The organism is Streptomyces sp. CLCI03 (assembly GCF_053615355.1).
The window spans coordinates 7371995-7389834 of sequence record NZ_CM132132.1; the positions used below are offsets into that span (position 1 = coordinate 7371995).

Annotated in this window: 15 protein-coding genes; 7 read left to right on the top strand and 8 right to left on the bottom strand. The window is 74.7% G+C overall.

Annotated elements, in window-relative coordinates; all coding sequences use genetic code 11:
* Positions 1 to 49: 49 nt before the first annotated feature.
* The 4 genes from ACWG52_RS33910 to ACWG52_RS33925 form a co-directional block, all read right to left on the bottom strand.
* Positions 50 to 2956, bottom strand: a complete 2907-nt coding sequence (locus ACWG52_RS33910) for a poly(A) polymerase (protein ID WP_389806941.1) — start codon at positions 2954 to 2956, stop codon at positions 50 to 52.
* On the bottom strand, positions 2956 to 4761 hold the full coding sequence (locus tag ACWG52_RS33915) for an RNA ligase family protein (RefSeq protein ID WP_389806940.1): 1806 nt from the start codon (positions 4759 to 4761) through the stop codon (positions 2956 to 2958). The genes ACWG52_RS33910 and ACWG52_RS33915 overlap by 1 nt, the downstream gene beginning before the upstream one ends.
* Before the next feature lie 139 nt (positions 4762 to 4900).
* On the bottom strand, positions 4901 to 5572 hold the full coding sequence (locus ACWG52_RS33920; RefSeq protein ID WP_389806939.1) for an NAD(P)-dependent oxidoreductase: 672 nt from the start codon (positions 5570 to 5572) through the stop codon (positions 4901 to 4903).
* A 136-nt stretch (positions 5573 to 5708) separates the two neighbouring features.
* The gene (locus ACWG52_RS33925) at positions 5709 to 6515 is read right to left on the bottom strand and encodes a hypothetical protein (protein ID WP_453126819.1); all 807 of its coding nucleotides are present in this window, start codon (positions 6513 to 6515) and stop codon (positions 5709 to 5711) included.
* A gap of 3 nt (positions 6516 to 6518) precedes the next feature.
* Here ACWG52_RS33925 and ACWG52_RS33930 point away from each other — a divergent pair, with 3 nt between their 5' ends.
* Positions 6519 to 6680, top strand: coding sequence for a hypothetical protein (locus tag ACWG52_RS33930; protein ID WP_453126821.1), 162 nt, complete (start codon positions 6519 to 6521; stop codon positions 6678 to 6680).
* A gap of 1290 nt (positions 6681 to 7970) precedes the next feature.
* Here the strand turns inward: ACWG52_RS33930 and ACWG52_RS33935 are convergent.
* A complete protein-coding gene (locus tag ACWG52_RS33935; protein ID WP_389806937.1) occupies positions 7971 to 9185 on the bottom strand; it encodes a DUF418 domain-containing protein in 1215 nt (404 codons plus the stop codon).
* A gap of 266 nt (positions 9186 to 9451) precedes the next feature.
* On the opposite strand from ACWG52_RS33935, the gene ACWG52_RS33940 reads away from it, so the two are divergent.
* The 4 genes from ACWG52_RS33940 to ACWG52_RS33955 all read left to right on the top strand — a co-directional run bounded on the left by ACWG52_RS33940 (position 9452) and on the right by ACWG52_RS33955 (position 12859).
* Entirely contained in the window at positions 9452 to 10480 is a 1029-nt protein-coding gene (locus tag ACWG52_RS33940) for an NUDIX domain-containing protein (RefSeq protein WP_389806936.1), read from the top strand.
* 271 nt (positions 10481 to 10751) lie between these two features.
* The gene (locus ACWG52_RS33945; RefSeq protein ID WP_389806935.1) at positions 10752 to 11267 is read left to right on the top strand and encodes an SRPBCC family protein; all 516 of its coding nucleotides are present in this window, start codon (positions 10752 to 10754) and stop codon (positions 11265 to 11267) included.
* Between the two features lie 163 nt (positions 11268 to 11430).
* Positions 11431 to 12165 carry an SDR family oxidoreductase gene (locus ACWG52_RS33950; protein WP_389807368.1) on the top strand — a complete coding sequence of 245 codons (735 nt, stop codon included), beginning with the start codon at positions 11431 to 11433 and terminating at the stop codon, positions 12163 to 12165.
* A gap of 148 nt (positions 12166 to 12313) precedes the next feature.
* Positions 12314 to 12859 (top strand): hypothetical protein, encoded by a 546-nt coding sequence (locus ACWG52_RS33955; protein ID WP_389806934.1) that lies wholly within the window; start codon positions 12314 to 12316, stop codon positions 12857 to 12859.
* A gap of 19 nt (positions 12860 to 12878) precedes the next feature.
* On the opposite strand, the gene ACWG52_RS33960 is transcribed toward ACWG52_RS33955, so the two are convergent.
* Complete coding sequence (locus ACWG52_RS33960; protein ID WP_389806933.1) at positions 12879 to 13280, bottom strand: hypothetical protein; 402 nt, start codon at positions 13278 to 13280, stop codon at positions 12879 to 12881.
* A gap of 132 nt (positions 13281 to 13412) precedes the next feature.
* Between ACWG52_RS33960 and ACWG52_RS33965 the strand changes: the two genes are divergently transcribed.
* Both ACWG52_RS33965 and ACWG52_RS33970 read left to right on the top strand, forming a co-directional pair.
* Positions 13413 to 14315, top strand: coding sequence for a hypothetical protein (locus ACWG52_RS33965; RefSeq protein ID WP_389806932.1), 903 nt, complete (start codon positions 13413 to 13415; stop codon positions 14313 to 14315).
* A 354-nt stretch (positions 14316 to 14669) separates the two neighbouring features.
* On the top strand, positions 14670 to 15620 hold the full coding sequence (locus tag ACWG52_RS33970) for a class I SAM-dependent methyltransferase (RefSeq protein WP_390136313.1): 951 nt from the start codon (positions 14670 to 14672) through the stop codon (positions 15618 to 15620).
* Positions 15621 to 15701: 81 nt separating this feature from the next.
* On the opposite strand, the gene ACWG52_RS33975 is transcribed toward ACWG52_RS33970, so the two are convergent.
* A complete protein-coding gene (locus tag ACWG52_RS33975; RefSeq protein ID WP_078908897.1) occupies positions 15702 to 17180 on the bottom strand; it encodes a DEAD/DEAH box helicase in 1479 nt (492 codons plus the stop codon).
* 75 nt (positions 17181 to 17255) lie between these two features.
* Positions 17256 to 17750 carry a MarR family winged helix-turn-helix transcriptional regulator gene (locus tag ACWG52_RS33980; protein WP_389806930.1) on the bottom strand — a complete coding sequence of 165 codons (495 nt, stop codon included), beginning with the start codon at positions 17748 to 17750 and terminating at the stop codon, positions 17256 to 17258.
* Positions 17751 to 17840: the final 90 nt, after the last annotated feature.

Sequence of the window (17840 nt, forward strand, 5' to 3'; positions counted from 1 at the left end):
CGGTGCCCGTGCCCGCGGCCGTCGTCGCCGTGGCCCGTGACCCGACCCGTCACGCCAGGTCCGGCACCTCACCGCCGGCCGCCCAGGAGACCTCCACCCCCGGCAGTCCGCTGCGCCAGGGGCCGACCAGGGCGGCCAGGCGCGTCGCGTCCGGGGGAGTGGAGCCGAGGCCGATCGCGTAGCGTGCCAGGGCCGGGCCCGACTCGAACGGGCGGGGCCAGGCGTGCGCGTCCGCGACACCGGCCTCCTCCAACGACCCGAGCAGGGACCGCAGTCGTCCGCGCACCCGACCCAGGGTCGCCTCGAACTCCCCCTCCGTGGCCGCCCGTACGGTCACCACCGCCCAAGCGGCGTGCCGACGGTGCAGCGGCGGCGGCCCCGGGACCCACACGCGGTCCGCGGGACCCGACTCCAGCAGCTCCCAGGCCGCGTACAACTCCTGGACCAGCAGGTCGCGCAGGCCGGGCCCGACCTGGGCCGTACAACTGCGCACCGGCTCCGAGGGGGTCAGGACCGTGACCGCACCCGGCCCGTACCGTGCGGCACCCGGCCCGCCTGCCGCCGCACCCGGATCCGCCCCCGACAACGACACGGGCTCGCGCCAGTCCCAGGCGGCCCACCTGCCGAAGAACTCGCGCAGCAGGGCGTCGGGCGGCAGCGCCCCGACCTCCTCCACCGTGCGCGCCGCGAGAACCGCCCAGGCCAACCCGGGCAGCCCCCCGAACGGAGCCGAGTCCAGCCCCCGGGCCCGCGCCCATGCCTTCACCCGCCGGGCCAGCCCGGCGAACGCGGCATGCCGCTCCGCGCCCACCCGTTCCCTCACCGCATCCGCGTCACCGACCGCGCTCAGCGCGAGCGCCGCCGCCTCGCCCAGCTCCGCCCGCCGGGCCACCGCGTCCGCCGGATCCAGCCCGCCGGTGGACACCGTGACCAGATCCACCGACAGCCCGCCGACGCGGAACCGCAGCCCCGGCACCCGCGCCCCCGTCACCTCGCGCAACCGCCCCGCCTCCGGCAGCGCCGCCGCCACCCGGTCCCGTACGAGCGCCACCTCGGCCGGACCGCCCGGCAACGCCGCCACCAGGTCCAGATCGGCCTCCGGCAGCGCGCAGCCCATACGGCGCGACCCCGCCGTGTGCACCCGACCGTCGCCGAGGGCGGCACGGATGCGCGCGGTGACCGACTCGGCGGCCCCGTCCCGGGGCGCGGGCGCGGGCCGTTCGACCGTCTCCGGCTCCCAGCGCACCTCGCCCGTCCCCAGTGCCACCGTCGCCCGGACCCGCATCGGCCCGTCCCCGCGCCGCGAGAGCACGGCCACCTCCCCGACCCGCGCGACCACCGGGCCGCCCAGCCGCGCCGCGAAGGCCGCGACCGCCCGCTGCGGGTCCTGGCTGCGTCCCAGCGTCAGATGCGGGGTGTAGCCGCCCTGTTCGCCCGTCCGCCCCCGGCAGCCCGGGAACCGCTCCGCCAGCGAGCGCCGGAGCTCCTGCCAGGGCGCCTCACCGGCCGCCGCCGGATCCAGCCAGACGGTGGCGTCCTCACGGTGCCCGAAGCTGTGCACCCCCTCCAGCCGGGCGGGGAACGGCCCGGTCGCCGCGGCCACCTCCGCCAGCAGCGGCAGCGCCTCGGCGAAGGAGGACTCCGGGACGAATCCGAAGAGCAGGTTCACGTGCGCGGGCCACCGCCCGGCCTGCGGGTCGAGCGTGCGGCGCAGCTCCCGTACCGCTTCCGGCAGGGCCGGCGGCAGCCATGCCACCGCCGTCCGCGCGGTCGCCGGCACGTCGAGGCGCGCGGGCGCGCCGCCCGGCTCCCCGAACTCCACCGTCGCCTCCACACCGAAGTGGTCGGAGATGAACAACCCTTCCGGGGCGGGCGAGTCGCCACGCAGCGCCGCCCGCGCCACCCGGGCGGCCGTGCACCGCAGCAGGATCCGGTCCAGTCGGGCCGCCCGGCCCGACAGCGAGCCCACGGCGGCCAGCGGATTGGCCGTCGGGTCGAAGGTCGGGGTGTCGTCCGCCGCCCCGTGTACGTCGCTCCAGGCGTCCCGCATGCCCAGCGCGGCGGCGGGCCCCTCGGCGCCGTGCCGGCCGTCGTTGAAGTCGCCCAGCAGTGCCACCCCGGCCTCGATGCCGCCGAGCCCCTCCGCGAGCCGGGCGAGTTCGGCTTCCCGCCGCAGGTGCCCGTTCTCGGTGTGGTCGCTGGTCAGGTGGGTGTTCGCGACGACCAGTGGGCCGGCCATGGTGTCCACCGTGACGGCGGTGACGGCCTTGTGCGGGCGGAACAGGTGCATGCCCGCCTCCCGCACCGGCAGCCGGCTGAGCACCAGCAGCCCGCACGCGTCGACGTCCCGGCCGCCCGGATCCGTACCGAGGGTGTAGGAGGCCCGTACCCACGGCGCCGCCAGCAGCATCCCGAGCAGCTCGGGTTCGACCTCCTGCAGCGCGATGACATCGGCATCGGCGGCCGCGAGATCGGCCAGCAGCAGCGGCCGGCGCCGGGCGGTGGCGATGTGCGGGGCGTCGTACCGGTCCCAGAGCGTGTTCCAGGTCAGCAGCCGTACCGAGGAGACGGTGGCCGCCGTTCCGTCCCCGTTCCCGTTCCCTTCCCCGCCGCCGGGTACCGGCTCGGCGGGCCGCCAGGCGCCGCCGCCCGCCGGGTCCCACGCGTGCGGGGTCCGCGCGGTGAAGAACGGGGCCCGCAGCAGGCGCGGATCACGGACCCGGCCCGCCGAGGTGACGTCGATCCGGTCCACGCCCGTGGCCCGGTCCCACACCAGCTCACCGTCCGCCTCGACGAACAGCACCCGGTGCCAGGGGATGTCGCCGCCGGGCACGAAGGAAGGCAGCGGGACCCGCTTCGGCGCGGCCCCGCGCTGGAGCAGCCCGAGCACGAACCGCGCCGGATCGAACCGGGAGTCCCAACGGACCTGGTGGTAGAGCTCCTCGCTGGTACGCATCAGTACGCCCCCCGTCCCTGTTCCCGCCGCTGTGCCTGTCCCCGCTGCCGTCCGGTGTCCGTGGGCCCGGCCGCGAGGCCACCGGCGGTGTCCTCGACGACGCCGGCCGCACCGATGTACCACGTACGGTGCGCCTGACCGGCGTACGGCGGGCTGAACCGGCGCAGTTGCGCGGCCAGTACCTGCGCCGGCACCGGATGCGGGCGCACGCCGTTGCGCCGCACCAGCTCCGCCTCCTCCACCAGCACCACGGCGTGGGTGACCAGCGCGTCACGGCGCCGGGCGACCGAACCGGCCAGGCCACGCTGCTGGTCGGTGAGCGAGGTGGCGTCCCACACCACCGTCCCGCCCCTGGCGAGCGCCGCGTCGAGCCGGTCCAGGCCCTCGCTCAACACCTCGGCGTTGGCCCCCTGGTCCGCCCGGGACCCCCTGGCCGTGCGCAGGTCGTCCAGGCCGATGTACGTGTCCACGCCGGGCAGTTCGCGGCCGAAGGTGCTCTTCCCGCTGCCCGAGGGCCCGCACAGCTGCACCAGTCGGGGAAACGTTCCCTCGCGCCACTTCCAGGTCGCCGCCACGGCTTCCTCCACCGCGGATCCCGAGATCCTGCCCTGCCCGAACGCCCGCCGGGCCTCCGCCCAGCAGCGGTCCGCGGCCTCCGGGTCCAGCCCGGCGAGCGCCTCCCTCAGCCCGCCGCGCAGCGCCTCCAGCGGATCGGGGCCGAGCAACCCCGCCTCCTCGGCGCACAGCGCGGACCACTCCACGCACTCCCGCGCCGCCGGCCCGTCCGCCAGCGCCCCGGCGAGCGCGTGCAGCACGCCGAGATCGGCCGCGGCGGCCATCCGGACCTGGCCGGCCCGCCGGTCCTCGTCCGGGAACGGCTGCTGCAGGTACGGGTACAGCCCCACCAGGTCGCAGACCCGTCGTGCGAGTCCCATCCCGACCGGGCCGGCCGCGAGCCGCGCCGCGATCCGGGCCCGCGGCTCGCGGTGGAGCACGGCGGCCAGGACTCCGGCCAACCGGTCCTCCCCGGTCCGCCCCGCCCCGTCGATGCGGGCCACGGCCTCGGCGACCTCCTCCGCGTCGGCGACACCGGCGGTGTCGGGGGCGTCGGTGCCGCTCGGCCCGAGCGCGGCGAGCAGGCCCGGGACGTCGGCCTCGGCCCCCGAGCGCACGGCCCACAACGGGGCCGCCGGACCGAGCCCGTTCGGTACGACCTGCGCGAACATCCAGTGCGTACTCGTCTGCACATGGCCGACCCGCACCCACTTGGCCACGCACCGCCCGAAGTCCTCGCGCGCGAAACCGGCCACCGTCCGTACGACGTACCCCTCCTGGCGCGCCGTGTCGAGCTTCAGCCGGCGCAGCGCGCGCTCGTCGAAGACGCCCCGCCACAGCACGCGCGGGGTGGGCACGCCCAGGCCGCTCAGGAACCGTACGGTCCGGTCCCAGTCGAGGCACTGCTCCCCGTCCCATACCGAGAAGCCGTAGAACCAGCTGTCCAGGTCCTCGTACGGGATCGAGTGCCGGGCGTAGAGGTTCTCCCCGCACACCCGCCAACCGGCCGGGATCCCGGGGCCGATCCGGCCCTGGAGGCCCTTGACCCACGCCCGCGAGGGGTGGTGCGCCGAGTCGAGGGAGCGGGCGTGCAGGCCGTCCGCGTACAGGGTGGTGTTCTCCCCGTCGAGCTTCTCCGTGACGACGACCTCGCGCCCGGCCAGCGCTCCCGGTCCGACGGCCCGGACGTCGTCCGCCGTGGCCCCGGGGGACCAGGGCAGGTGCGGCGTACGGGGATAGTGGATGCGCATGATCCGCTCCTGCTCGGCATCGGGTGCCTGGTCACTGTAGGTAACCTGAGCGGCCGCCTCCACCCATATAGGCCTTCCAGCACGTCGCGCACGTCGCGTACGGGTCCCCGCACGTTCCCCGCAACGCCCTGCCGGGCGCTCAGTGGGCGACGGTGAACCGCCGGCCCGCGTGCGCGTCCCGCTCGATCTCGTCGACCAGGGCGACGGCGAAGTCCTCCGTGGAGATCCGGCTCCGGCCCTCCTCGTCGACCACCAGGTCGTCGAGTCCCAGCCGGTAGGTGCCCGTCCGCTCGCCCGGCCCGATCTGCGCGGCCGGGCTCAGACAGGTCCAGCGCACCTCCTCGACCGGCACGCTCCGCAGGAAGTCCAGGGCGTCCCCGTGGGCGTGCATCAAGGCCAGGACGGGCTCCGGAACACCGGGCTCGTCCCAGACGGCCGGACCCGCGGGGGTCCGTAGCGACCCCGCCCCGCCGACGACGACCACCCGCGGCGCGGGCGCATCGGTACCGAGCGAGCGCACCCCGCCGATCAGCGACTTCGCGGCGGTCACCAGGGCGGCCGGGTCCCCGCGGCCGGGTCCGAAGGCGCTGACCGCCACGTCGTGCCCGGCCACCGCCGCGGCCACCGACCCCGGATCGAGGACATCGCCGCGCACCACGACGAGCGCCCCGGCCCCGGTCCCGCTCCCGGAGTCCGGGAGCCGCGCCGGATCGCGGACGACGGCCGTGACCTCGTGGCCACGCCGAAGTGCTTCGCGCAGCACCCGGGTTCCGATGCTGCCGCTCGCGCCGAAGAGGGCGATCTTCATCATGGCGACTCCCTGAGGTGGAGGGCTGTACGGGGCTCCGGTCGGGCCCCGCCCGCCCCATCCAAGCGAACCCGCCCGCCACTCCCGGGCCGCCGGGCCGGGGCCGGTGGGATGAACCGGTCCCGAGGTCGCGCGGCCGTCAGCCCACGACGGGCACGTTCACGGACGCGGGAACCGGCACCGGCCCGGGAACCGGCACGGCGGCGGCCAGCCGGCCCGCCGCCGCGAAGTGCAGCCGCTCCAGCCGGGCCGCGTACGGCCAGCCGGCCGCCCGGTAGAAGCACAGGTCGCTCGGGATCGGCACGGCCCGCAGGTCCGCCGCGTGCGTCCCGTCCGGCAGCTCGGTGGCCGCCGCGAGCAGGGGGTCCACCGAACCGGCCCACTCGCCGACCGGGGCGGGCCGAGGCCACGGCTCCCCGGTGTTGGGGAACAGCCACCGGGTGTCCCGGGCCATCCGCGCGGCGAAGTCCGGGCCCGCCGCCGCCCGCCGGGCCAGGCGCGCGAAGGTCAGCAGCAGGTCCGGCAGGGACTCGGCGAGAAGCGCCAACTCCGGGTACGTCCGCAGGCTCTCACCGTCGCCGGGCACGGAGACGACGTACCCCCAGCGGCCGGTCGCCGGGTCGATGCGGATCTGCGCGAGCGCGTGGCCGCGCCCGTGCACGATCCGGGCGAGCGGCCAGTACGACCCGTCGCCGCCCAGCATGCGGTGCAGCTCGGGGTCCACGGCGTGCTCGGGCGCCCCCGGCAGCAGGCGCAGCGCCGGGAGTCCCGCGATCGCCACCCCGCCGATCTCCCGGAACACGGTCCGGACGTCCTCGGGGACCGGGACCGACCAGCCGTCCATGTCGGAGTCGGCGCAGCCCGCTTCGAGCTCGACGAGGCCGGGGCAGCTGTCGGCCAGTTCCCGCAGCTCGGCGACCGCACGCCGGGCGGCGTCGGCCGGCACGCGGTGGCGGCGTACGGCCCGGCCGAGGAGTCCCCGCTGACCACGCTGCGTAGCAGGAGGGCCCGCCCCTCACCGACGATCTCGAACTGGACCTCGCTGCTTCCGGTGTCGGCGGTGTTGTGGACGGTGGAGAAGTACGGCTCCCAGTCCACGGAGCACGGGTAGCCCGGCAGGCCGTGCAGGTCGACGAGATCGGTGAGCGGGTCGCCGCGGCCGACGAGGGCGGCGAGTTCACGATCGACCCCGCTACCTGCCCCACCCGCCTGATCCGCCTCGCCTGCCTCGCCCGGCTCATCCGCCTCGGCGAGTGCGACGGTGGAGGTGGCCGGTACGGAGAACGCGCCTCTCGGCCGGTCCGCGACCCCGTCCGCGAGTCGTTCGGCGAACCCGGCGAGCCATGTGGTGAAGTCCGGTGCCTCGACGGTGACATCCGGGTCGGACCCCCACGGGTTGACGGCCACGACCGGCCCCCAGCCGGCGGCCCCGACCCCCACGATCAGCGAGCCCTCCCCGAAGTCCGTCTCGCCCAGGGTCCAGCAGCCGTCCGTGAACACCTCACGGCCGCGCGGCCCGAAGCGGTACTCGTGGTCCTCGGTCTCCAGGCCGCCGATCTCCCGCAGAACGACCCGTACCTCCTCGGGCACCGGGACGGCCCAACCGTCCAACTCCGCGTCCGTGAAACCCTCGAAGAGCTCCAGCTCGTCCGGCCGCTCGCGCGCCAGCTCCTTCAGCGCCCGTACGGCGTCCACCGCCGACGGCCCCGCGTGGTACATGCTCCTGGCTCCCCGTGTCGTCCGCTCCGCGGCTCCGAGGGTATCCCCGCGGCCTGCCAGGGCATGACCGAACCGTGCGACGGGCCGAGACGCGCTCAGCGGCAGAGGGCCACGATGGACGGGTGCACGGTGCCCTCGGCCGCCTCGCACAGGGCGGACATGTCGTACGAACGCTGCGGCGCGGGGCGGGGCTTCGCCACCGTCGGCGGCCGCTTGCGGGGCTTCGAGGGCGCCGCCGGCTTCGCCCGCCGGTCGGGTCGCCGGGGGTGCGGGGCCTTCGCCTCGGCTCGGCGCGGGCGATGCGGCCGCTCGGCCGCGGCCCGAACGGGTGCCGGCCCGGCCTCCGGGACCGAGGGCGGCGCGGGCCGGACGGTCGAGACGGGTGACACGGATGATGCGGGCGAGGCAGGTGAGGCGGGTTCGGATGCTGTCGGCAGGGGGCCCAACGGCAGGGCGAGGGGTGCCGATCGCCCGGCCTGCGTACGGTCCGCCGCGGATGCCGCCCGTGGCGCGTCCGGGGGAGCGGCGGGACGTACCGTCACACACCCGGTGGTCAACACGAGCGCGGCAAGGGCGAGAGGCAGGGTCAGGGGCAGGGCGTGGCGCAGCTGCATCCGCCCAGCCTGCCGTACCGGCGCCGTACGAGCCGAACCCCGTCACACGCACGGGTGATGACGCGCGTTCAGGCCGGGCCGCGCACGCGCGTGGCCAGCCGCAGCACGTGTTCCACCGGGCCCCGGCGCAGCGGGCTGTCGGCCCAGATCCGCTGCCAGGCCCAGGTCAGGGCCAGAGCCGCGACGCTGAAGGCCAACCAGGCGGACCAGGACGCCGCGCCGTGCGCCGGACCGGCCAGCACCAGCGCGTGGACGACGTACGCGCTCAGGGCCATCGCCCCGAGCAGGGTGAGCGGCCGCAGCAGGCGCACGCCCACCGCGTGCCGGGCCGCGAGCGCGCACAGGCCGATGAGGGCGCAGCCGACGCCCGCGTTGCCCAGGGTCTCGGGCGGGGTCTGGCTGTAGGGGTCGGCGACCAACAGCCAGTACCAGGAGGTGCTGGGCACGGCGCCGTACTGGCCGGCCAGGACCTCCCGTACGGGATCGGCCGCGGACAGGGCCTGCGGATGATGGACGGCGATCGCCTCCAGCAGCCGCTGCCGGGCGCCGAACACATGGCTCGCGAGCCAGGCCGAACCGTACCCGGCGACGGCTGCCACCGTCCCCCACACCGCCATCCGCCGGGCCACCGACCGCACCCGCACGTCGCACAGCCGGGCGAGGGCCATCCCGACCAGCACGTACGGGAAGTAGGTGGCCAGCGGATACGCCCCGGTGACCAGCAGTTCCAGCAGCACGCGGCCCAGCCCGGACCAGCTGGCCAGGTCCGCGGCCTCGGGGACCAGGCCGCGCCCGGAGACCTCGTAGCCGAACACCGGGCCCAGCAGGAACGACAGCAGCGGTCCCACCACCACCGACGCGGCCGCCACGGCGGTGAGCACCGGGGTGGACAGCCGGGTGAAGGGCTCGGCCGCCAGGAAGTACACGGCGAAGAAGGCCAGGATGACCAGGATCCCGGGCCACAACGAGGCCAGCGACAGCCCGAGTACGGCCAGCAGCGCGCACCGGATCAGCAGGGGACGCCAGCGGCGCGTCCAGCCCGCCGGGCGCCGCGCCGGGTCCTGCCCGCGCTGGGCGAGAACCAGGGAGAAGCCGGCGAGCAGGGTGAAGAGGGCCGGGGCGCGTCCGTCCGCCGCGACGAGGAGGTATCCGGCGCCCTCGGGCTCCGGGCCGGGGCCGACGTGCACGGCGAACATGCCGAGGACGGCCAGGCCGCGTACGGCGTCGACTCCGGCGAGCCGGCCGGACCCCGCGGCCGCCGCCCTCGCGGCGGGGCCCGTCACGCGCCGCACGTCACGTGGTCGCGCGGGGTGCAACGGGTCTCGCATGTAGAGGTCTCTCCCGGGTCCGTCCGCATTGGTCGGACCGACGGTTCTCACACCGCCAGTCCGCATCCGGAACGTACCAGGACACACATAACCAAGTAATAAGGAGGTATAGGGACGGTAAAGGCGCGGGGTGTCGGTGAGGGTGGGGCGGTCGCCGTAACCCGGGGGCCGTGCCCGCTGTTGCACAGTCCGGCGGGTCCACCCACGGTGAACGGAGTCCGATGCCGCAGCTGACCGACCAGGGCGCGATCGACGAGGACGAGCGGGAGCGGACGGGGACCTGGATGACACCGGCGGAGTACGGGGCCTCGCGGGCCGCCGTCTGGACCGCGGCCGTCGTCCTCGTCACCGACACCCGCGGCCGGATCCTCGTCCAGAGCGTCGACTACCGCTCCGACCGGCTGCTCCCCGGCGGGGCCGTGGACGCCGGAGAGGCGCCGTCCGCGGCGGCCGCCCGTGAGCTGCGCGAGGAGCTCGGTGTCGACGGCCGCTACCCGCGCGGCCTCGCCGTCGACTGGATCCCGGCCGACACCCCCGGCTTCCCGCCCGAGATGCGCTTCCCCGGCGAGATCCTGCACGTCTACGACGGCGGCACCTGGACCCCCGACCGGATCGAGGCCGTCCGCCTCCCGGCCCAGGAGATCACCGGCATCCACTTCGCCGAACCGGCCGACCTGCCCGACGTGATGGACCCCGGCGACGCCCGCCGCGCACTGTCCGCCCTGCGCGCCCGCGTCAACGGCTCCGGCACCGCCCTGCTGGAGGACGGCCGCCCCACCGCGCCGACCGCCCTCGACCGGCTCGGGGTCCTGCGCACCCGGCGGATCCCGCAGCTCGGCGCCTGGCACCCCGGCCCGGTCCCGGAGTGGCTGCCCGTACAGGACCTGTCGGCCTGGCTGTTCGCCCCCGACGGCCGGGTTCTGCTGCTGATCTCCCGGGCCACCGGCGCCGCGCACCTCCCGCCCCCGACGGCCGGCTCCACGCGCGACGCCGTCCCGCTCGGCTACCGGCACGGCGAGCAGGGTGTCCATGCCCGCATCGCGGCCCGCATCACTGTCCTGCCACCGGCCGCGGACCCGGAGTACGCGCGCCTGCTGGCCACGCCGGAACAGATCCGTGAACTGAGCGACTGGGGGCGGGCGGGCGACGACGAACTCGCGGCGGTGCACGCCGCCCGCACCCGCCTCGGCCTCCCCGCCCCCACCCGCACCCCACCCACCGAACTCCCCGAGGAGGGCACCCGGCGGTGAGGTGATGGGACCCGCAGGAGCGGGCGCGGGCGCAGGGGCAGCTCTGGTTGGACTCCGAGCCCCGCGAAAGCGTCCTGGACGGCCCGCTCCGCGCCTGGCGGGCCGCGGCGCGGGCAGGCCTCGGGCTGTGCGGGCTCGCCTTCCACGTGGACCGACCACGGACCGGGCGCCTCACCGACCGGGGTAGGTGCGGCGTACGGCCCCGCCCCGCTACCACCGCCATGATCGGGAAATCCGGCGTCCGCGGTCCGCGGTCCCGCAGCATGGGGCCATGAGCGACAGCGCGATCACCTACACCCTGTACATCCAGGCCGATCCCGCCAGGGTCTGGCAGGCCCTCACCGAGCCCGCCTTCACCCGCCGGTACTGGGGCCTGAGCTTCGAGACCGACTGGGCGGTGGGCTCGCCGATGGACTGGGTCGAGCGGGGGGCCCGGACCAGCGACCCCGAACAGGTGGTCCTCGACTGCGTCCCGGACCGCCTGCTCTCCTACACCTGGCACACCTTCACCCCGCAGTGGGCGGCCTCGGTCGGGATCGGCGAGGAACTGCGGGCCGAACTGGCGAAGGAACGCCGTACGAAGGTGACGTACGAGATCGAGCCCGTCGGCGACACCCTCGCCCGGCTGACCATCCTGCACGAGGACTTCGAACCCGGCGGCACCCTGATCGGCATGTGCGGCCGGGCCTGGCCGATGCTCGCGTCCAGCCTCAAGACCCTGCTGGAGACCGGGGCTCCGCTGCCGGAGGCGGACCAGGAGGGGGATCCGGAGACGGGCGGGGCCTGAGGCGTGACGCGGAGAGTCGGTACGCGTCAGCGTCCGCGCCCCGGTCGCCCGAACGGCCCGGCTCTCCGCGGTTGCCCCCGGCCCGCCCCCGCCCCAGCCACCTCCGCACGCACCTGAGATCATGTGTACGGACCACGAATCCGGAGCGGGAGTGAGCGCAGACATGCCACGGGAACACCAGCGCGTCGTCATCACCGCCGCCGGCCGCGACTTCGGGCGTACCCTCGCCCTCCAATTCGCCGGCAGGGGCGCCGAGGTGCACCTCTCCGCGCGGACCCTCGAAGCCGCCGAACGCGTCCGCGAGGAGATCCGCGCCCAGGGTCACGCCGCGGACCGCGTCCACGCGTACGCCTGCGACCTCAGCGACCCCGCCTCCGTACGGGAGTTCGCCACCGCGGTCGCCGCCCGGGCCGACCACATCGACGTGCTCGTCAACAACGGCTCCCGCTACCAGCACGGCACGGACCTGCTGTCCGCCTCCGACGAGGACGTGGCGGACACCCTCGCCTCCGGCGCCACCGGCACCGTCCTGGCCACCAAGGCCTTCCTCCCACTGCTCCTGAAGTCGGCCGGGCCGGACATCGTCACCATGGTCTCCGGCTGCGGGGAGACCGGCCACCACCGGTCCGACGCCCACGCCGCCTTCTACGCCGCCAAGAGCGCGCAGGCCGGCTTCACCGAGATCCTCTCCCGCAGGCTTCGCGACCAGGGCGTCCGCGTCATCTCCCTCTACCCGCCGGACTTCGAGAACCACGACCCGCTCTCGGAGTCCTGGGAGGGCGCGCCGCGCACGGCGAAGGACCCGCTCACGGCGCAGTCGCTCGTGGACTGCATCTTCTTCGCGATCGGTCAGCCCCGCGACTGCTTCATCAAGTCCTTCCACTTCGAGCAGGTCTGACGGCCACGCGCGCGGCGTACGGACCTCCCGGGGCGGCGGCCACCGACCGGTCGGTGCGGAGCGTTGGATGCGGGCGCCGCACCGCTGAACGGCCCCTGACGGCACCCTGACCGTCGGCCGCCGACGGAGGTCGTGTGGAATGGGGGCCATGGCGAGAGGAAACGACGGGCAGCGACCCGCCACCGGCATACCGGCGCGGCCCCCGATGAACGGCCCCGACGCCGACGAGCCTCCCGAGCACTGGCGCTACGCCCGCCACCTGGAGGCCCTGGCCGCGGCGCCGGGCCCGGGCCCGGGCGCGGGCGCGCAGGCCGAGGCGGAGGTCGTGGCCGCCGTGCTGCGCGATCCCGACCGGGTGATGGCCGAGAGCGCGGTGGTCACCCATCTGGACCGGCGGGCCGTGCAACTGCTGGCCGAGGAGGAGTTCCCCGCCTGGGCCCGGGCCATGGCCGCCGCCCTCGCCGGCCGGGCCTTCCCCGAGCGCCGGCTGCGGGAGTGGAACCTGCTCAAGGCCGTCACCCGCGGCGAGGCCTGGTCCGCCGAGGAGCTCACCGCCGCCTCCGACTGGTGCCAGCGCACCGCGGCCCGGCTGTTGACCTCGTACGAGGCCTTGGCCCTGCTGGCCACCGACGCCCGCACCCGCCGCGTCCGCAACGCGGCCGCCGAACGCCTGCGGCGCGGCACCGGGCTCTGAACGGCGGACCGGGGTCCGGTCAGCCGTTCGCCCGGTCCCGGAGCGGAGCGTCGGTCGCGTCGGGTGACGGTGGTTCAGGTGAACGGACCGGGCGACCGATGTCCGACGGCCACCCGGGGCGGGTCTTCGCGGCGAAGTCCGCGAAGTCGGCCCTCAGGTACCGGGGGTCGACAGGCTTCAGCCGGATCTGTTTCCGGTCGTCCGCCCACCAGATCTCGAAGTCGCCGACCGCGCCTTCGGTCGGCCAGGACTCGCTCCGTCGCGGCAGGAGCAGGACGTCGACGAAGCCTTCGACATCGAGGCCGATGTCCACGACGATCCCGATCGCACCGGGACGCGGCACCTTGACGACCGTGCCCCTGAACACCTGCCCGAAGACCAGGCCTTCCCGAATCCGCTCCCACCGTGCGTCCGTCACCACGGAGCCATGGTCCCACCCGCGCACCGAATTCCTCGACCTGCTCGGGAAGACGGCCGAGGAGCAGGTCCGACCCGAGCCAGGTACCGGAATATTGCGTGTTCGCCCCGCCGGTCGCGGACGTAGCCTCGGGGCGTGTTCCAACTCCTCCTCGCCGTATCCGCGTTCACCGTGGCCGCCGCCGTGTACGCGGTCATCGGCCTGCGGTGGTGGCGTCGGGCACGGCTGCGGCGTGCCGTCCTCCGGCTGGTCTCCGGCCTGGAACTGGAGCCGTACCACGCCGCCGAGTTGAGGTCCGAGGAGATCGAGGCGGCGGCGGCCGAGCTGCTCCTCGGCGGGTACCTCGACATCGACGGGGAAGGGGCGGCGCGGCTGACCGACGCGGGCCGCGACCCGGGTCGGACGCCGCCCGGCCACCCGTTGCCCGCCGCTCTGCTGGACGCCGTACGCCGGTACGACCCCGAGCCGGTGTCGATCGGCTGTATCGACCGGTACGACACGGAGTACCTGATCGGGCGCAGTGCGTACGCACGGGACCGGGACGCCCTGCTGCCCCGGATCACCCGGATCCCGCGGACGCCGACGCATGACCGGGGGCGGCTGCTGGACTGCTGCGGGTGCGTGGGGATCGTCCTGCTGGTCGGTTTCTGGTGCGTGGCGGGCGTCCTGCTGCTGCACGCGTACCCGCACGGCCCGCGGGAGTGGGCCGCCTCCGCGGTGGCCGCCGCGAGCCTCGCGGCGCTCGGCTTCGCCGAAGGCGCCGACCGGGCGATCCGCGCGCGCACGGCCTGCGAGGACCCGCTGGGGGACCACGCCCGGAAGCAGGTGCACCCCGCGCTCGCGGCGCTGGACGAACGGCAGCGGGAGCGCGTCCGCCGGAGCGCCGACGACGACCGCGGATGGCACGGTGTCGTGTATGAGGTCGACGACCCGGGCGAGGGCGACGACGACCTGACGGACGAGGACGACGACTGGTGGAACGCCTACCACTACCGGGCTGCCGACGAGGACGACGAGGACGGCAAGCCCGTCGGCTGACCGGGCCGCCTGAAGGGATCCTCCCGCGACACCGGCCGCTGATCGGACGCGCAAGCGGAGTGCGTGGCGGTCACCCATCTCCGGCTCCACGCACCGCAGTTGCCGAGAGCCGCGGCGGGGCCCCGGACCTGTACGAGCCCCGGCACCTGCCGGCGGCCACCGCTCGGACCCGGCGCACGCGCGTCGCGCCATCGGCCCGAGCGCCGAGGGCGTAGCACAGGACGGACAGGAAACCGGAATCACATGATGATCGCGTTTACATCTCGTCACGCGTCGATCCAGGGCGTAAGGTGCCGTTACCCGGCCGGGTATCAGCGTGAAAATCGATGCCACTTCGCTGGAGGACGACTCTCCGTGCCGCACGTTTCACAAGCTTCCGTCACGACCCCCGACGGTGAGCCGACCCCGCCCGTGCCCACCACGTACGAGGAGGTCAAAGGCTGGTTCTCGGCGTACGACCAAGTGCTCTTCGACTGGTTCCTGACACGTCAGAACAGCGACGAGGAGCAGCTGGGTGACCTGCTGGAGCTCGGTGCCTTCATGGGCAAGAGCGCGATCTTCCTCGGCCGGTACCTCCGGCCCGGCGAGGAGTTCACCGTCTGTGACCTCTTCGACTCGCCCGCGACGGACGACTTCAACGTCGCGGAGAACCGCAGCTCCTACCCCACGCTCACGCGCCGCGGCTTCGAGACGAACTACCTGGCCTTCCACGAGGCGCTGCCGACGCTGATCCAAGCCCCGACCTCGGTCGTCGCCGACCGGGTCAAGCCGACGAGCTGCCGGTTCGTGCACGTCGACGCCTCGCACCTCTACGAGCACGTCGCCACGGACATCGCGTCCTCGCGTCTCGTCGCGACCCCGGACGCGGTGGTGGTCTTCGACGACTACCGTTCCGAGCACTGCCCCGGCGTCGCGGCCGCCGTCTGGAGCGCCGTGGTCACGGGCGACCTGCACCCCATCTGCGTCTCGGGCTCGAAGCTCTACGCGACCTGGGGAGATCCGGAGCCCCACCAGGCTGCCCTGCTCGCGTGGCTGGAGGGGCGCAGCGACCTCTGGCACGGTGTGGACGTGATCGACGGACGCCCCCTGGTACGCATCGGGGACGAGGGCGTGGTCGCACCGGCGCCCCCGCAGCCTCTGCACCCCGCGCCGCCGGCGGAACCGGCTCCGGCGCCCGCTCCCGCCGCCGCGCAGCGGCCCGCCCCGCCCAGGCCCGGTGCCCGCTGGCGCAAGCTGGCCAAGGACCTGCTCCCGCCCGTGGTCACCCGCGCGATCGTGGCGCGCAACCGCCGCCGCAGGGGCTGACACCGCAGGCCGGCGCGTTCCCCGGACCGGATCCGGTCCGGGGAACGCGGGGCAGGCGTACGCGGGGCAGGCGTACCCGGGTCAGATGCCGCGGCGCACCCGGGCCGCACGGCGGGCCTCGGCCTGCTGACGCGCCTCGATCGTCTTGCGGGACTCCTTGCCCCGGCCCGGGCGGGTGCCGATGCCGCGGAAGGCCAGGTCCGAGCCCGAGGGCTTGCCCTTGGCGTCGGTCGGCGCGGAACCCGCCAGCGGGACCCCGGAGGGAGCCTTGGCGCCGGTGATGCGGGTCAGTGCGGCCTCGCCGGACCGTACCTGCGTGATCGTCGGCCGGATCCGGGCGTCGGCGAGCAGGCGGACCATGTCCCGACGCTGGTTCGGGGTGACGAGGGTGACGACCCGGCCGGATTCGCCGGCCCGGGCGGTACGGCCGCCCCGGTGCAGATAGTCCTTGTGGTCGGCGGGCGGGTCCACGTTGACCACGAGGTCGAGGTCGTCGATGTGGATGCCGCGCGCCGCGACGTTCGTGGCGACCAGGACGGTGACGGCCCCGGTCTTGAACTGCGCCAGGGTCCGGGTGCGCTGCGGCTGCGACTTGCCGCTGTGCAGGCCCTCCGCCCGTACGCCCATGGCCCTCAGGTGCTTCACGAACTGGTCGACCCCGTGCTTGGTGTCGAGGAACATCAGCACCCGGTTGTCCCGGGCCGCGATCTCGGTCGCCGCCGAGACCTTGTCGGCCGCGTGGATGTGCAGGACGTGGTGGTCCATCGTGGACACCGCGCCCGCCTGCGGGTCGACGGAGTGCGAGACCGGGTCCTTCAGGTACTTCCGGACGAGCTGGTCCACATTCCGGTCCAGGGTCGCCGAGAACAGCATCCGCTGTCCCGCGTGGTGCACCTGGTCCAGGATCTCGGTGACCTGCGGCATGAAGCCCATGTCACACATCTGGTCGGCCTCGTCGAGCACGGTGATCTTCACGCGCTCCAGGTGTACGTCCCGCCGCCCCACCAGGTCGCTGAGCCGCCCGGGGGTGGCCACCACGACCTCGGCGCCGGTGCGCAGGGAACTGACCTGGCGGCCGATGGACAGCCCGCCGACCACGGTGGCCATCCGCAGCTTCAGCGCCGCGGCATACGGTTCCAGCGCCTCGGTCACCTGCTGCGCCAGCTCGCGCGTCGGTACGAGGACCAGGGCCAGCGGCCGCTTCGGGTCCGCCTGCTGCCCCGCGGTACGGGCCAGCAGTGCCAGGCCGAAGGCGAGGGTCTTGCCCGAGCCCGTCCGGCCACGGCCGAGGACGTCCCGGCCGGCCAGCGCGTTCGGGAGCGTCGCGGCCTGGATCGGGAACGGCTCCGTCACGGCCAGCGAGGCCATGGTCTCCACCAGCTGGGCGGGCAGGTCGAGCTCGGCGAAGGACTTCACCGGCGCGAGCGCGGGCTCCTTCGGCGCGTGCATCGTGAACTCACCCTGCGGGCCGAGGGTCCGGGCGGCCTTGGCGGGGGTTCGGGCACCGGCCTTGGCACCGCCCTTCACACCGAAGCGCCCATGAGCTGACGGATTCCTCATGCAGGACCTTTCGAAGCAGAAAGAAGGGGAGGGAAGAAAAGAAGATGGTCAACCGCCCATGGTACCAGCGGGGCCTTAAACCTCCCCGGCGGTCAGTTCCCCCGACCGCACCTGGGCACAGTGGGCGCGGATCTCGACCGCGGCGCGGCCGAACCAGTCCGCGATCACGGCGATCTCGTCGGGGGTGTAGTCGGCGAAGAGGGTGGCCAGCCGGTCGTACATCGGCTGGTACACGGCGATGACCCGCGCGGCGGCCATGGGATCGGCCACCACCCGGACCCGGCGCCGGTCGGCCGGGTCGGGGACGCGCCGCGCGTACCCGGCGCGTTCGAGGCGGTTGAGCACCCCGGTGACGGCTCCCGTGGTCAGGTCGAGGAGTCCGGCGAGATCGCCGGCGGCGAGCGGGGTCTCCCCGGCGCCCAGGATGTGTCCCAGGCAGGTCAGGTCGGTGACGTTGAGCCCGAGCAGCTGCGCCACCTCCTGCTGGCCGACGATGCCCAGGGCGACGTACTGGTCCATGCGCGCGATCGCCTCGCCGGCCGTGGCCGGGGGGCGGGTCTTGCCCTGCACCCAAATACTCCTTAGGATCTAAGTTACTTAGTGAGTGAGATGCTTACCTCGCGAAATAAGCTTCCCGCTCTCGTGAGCGTACTGCTGAAG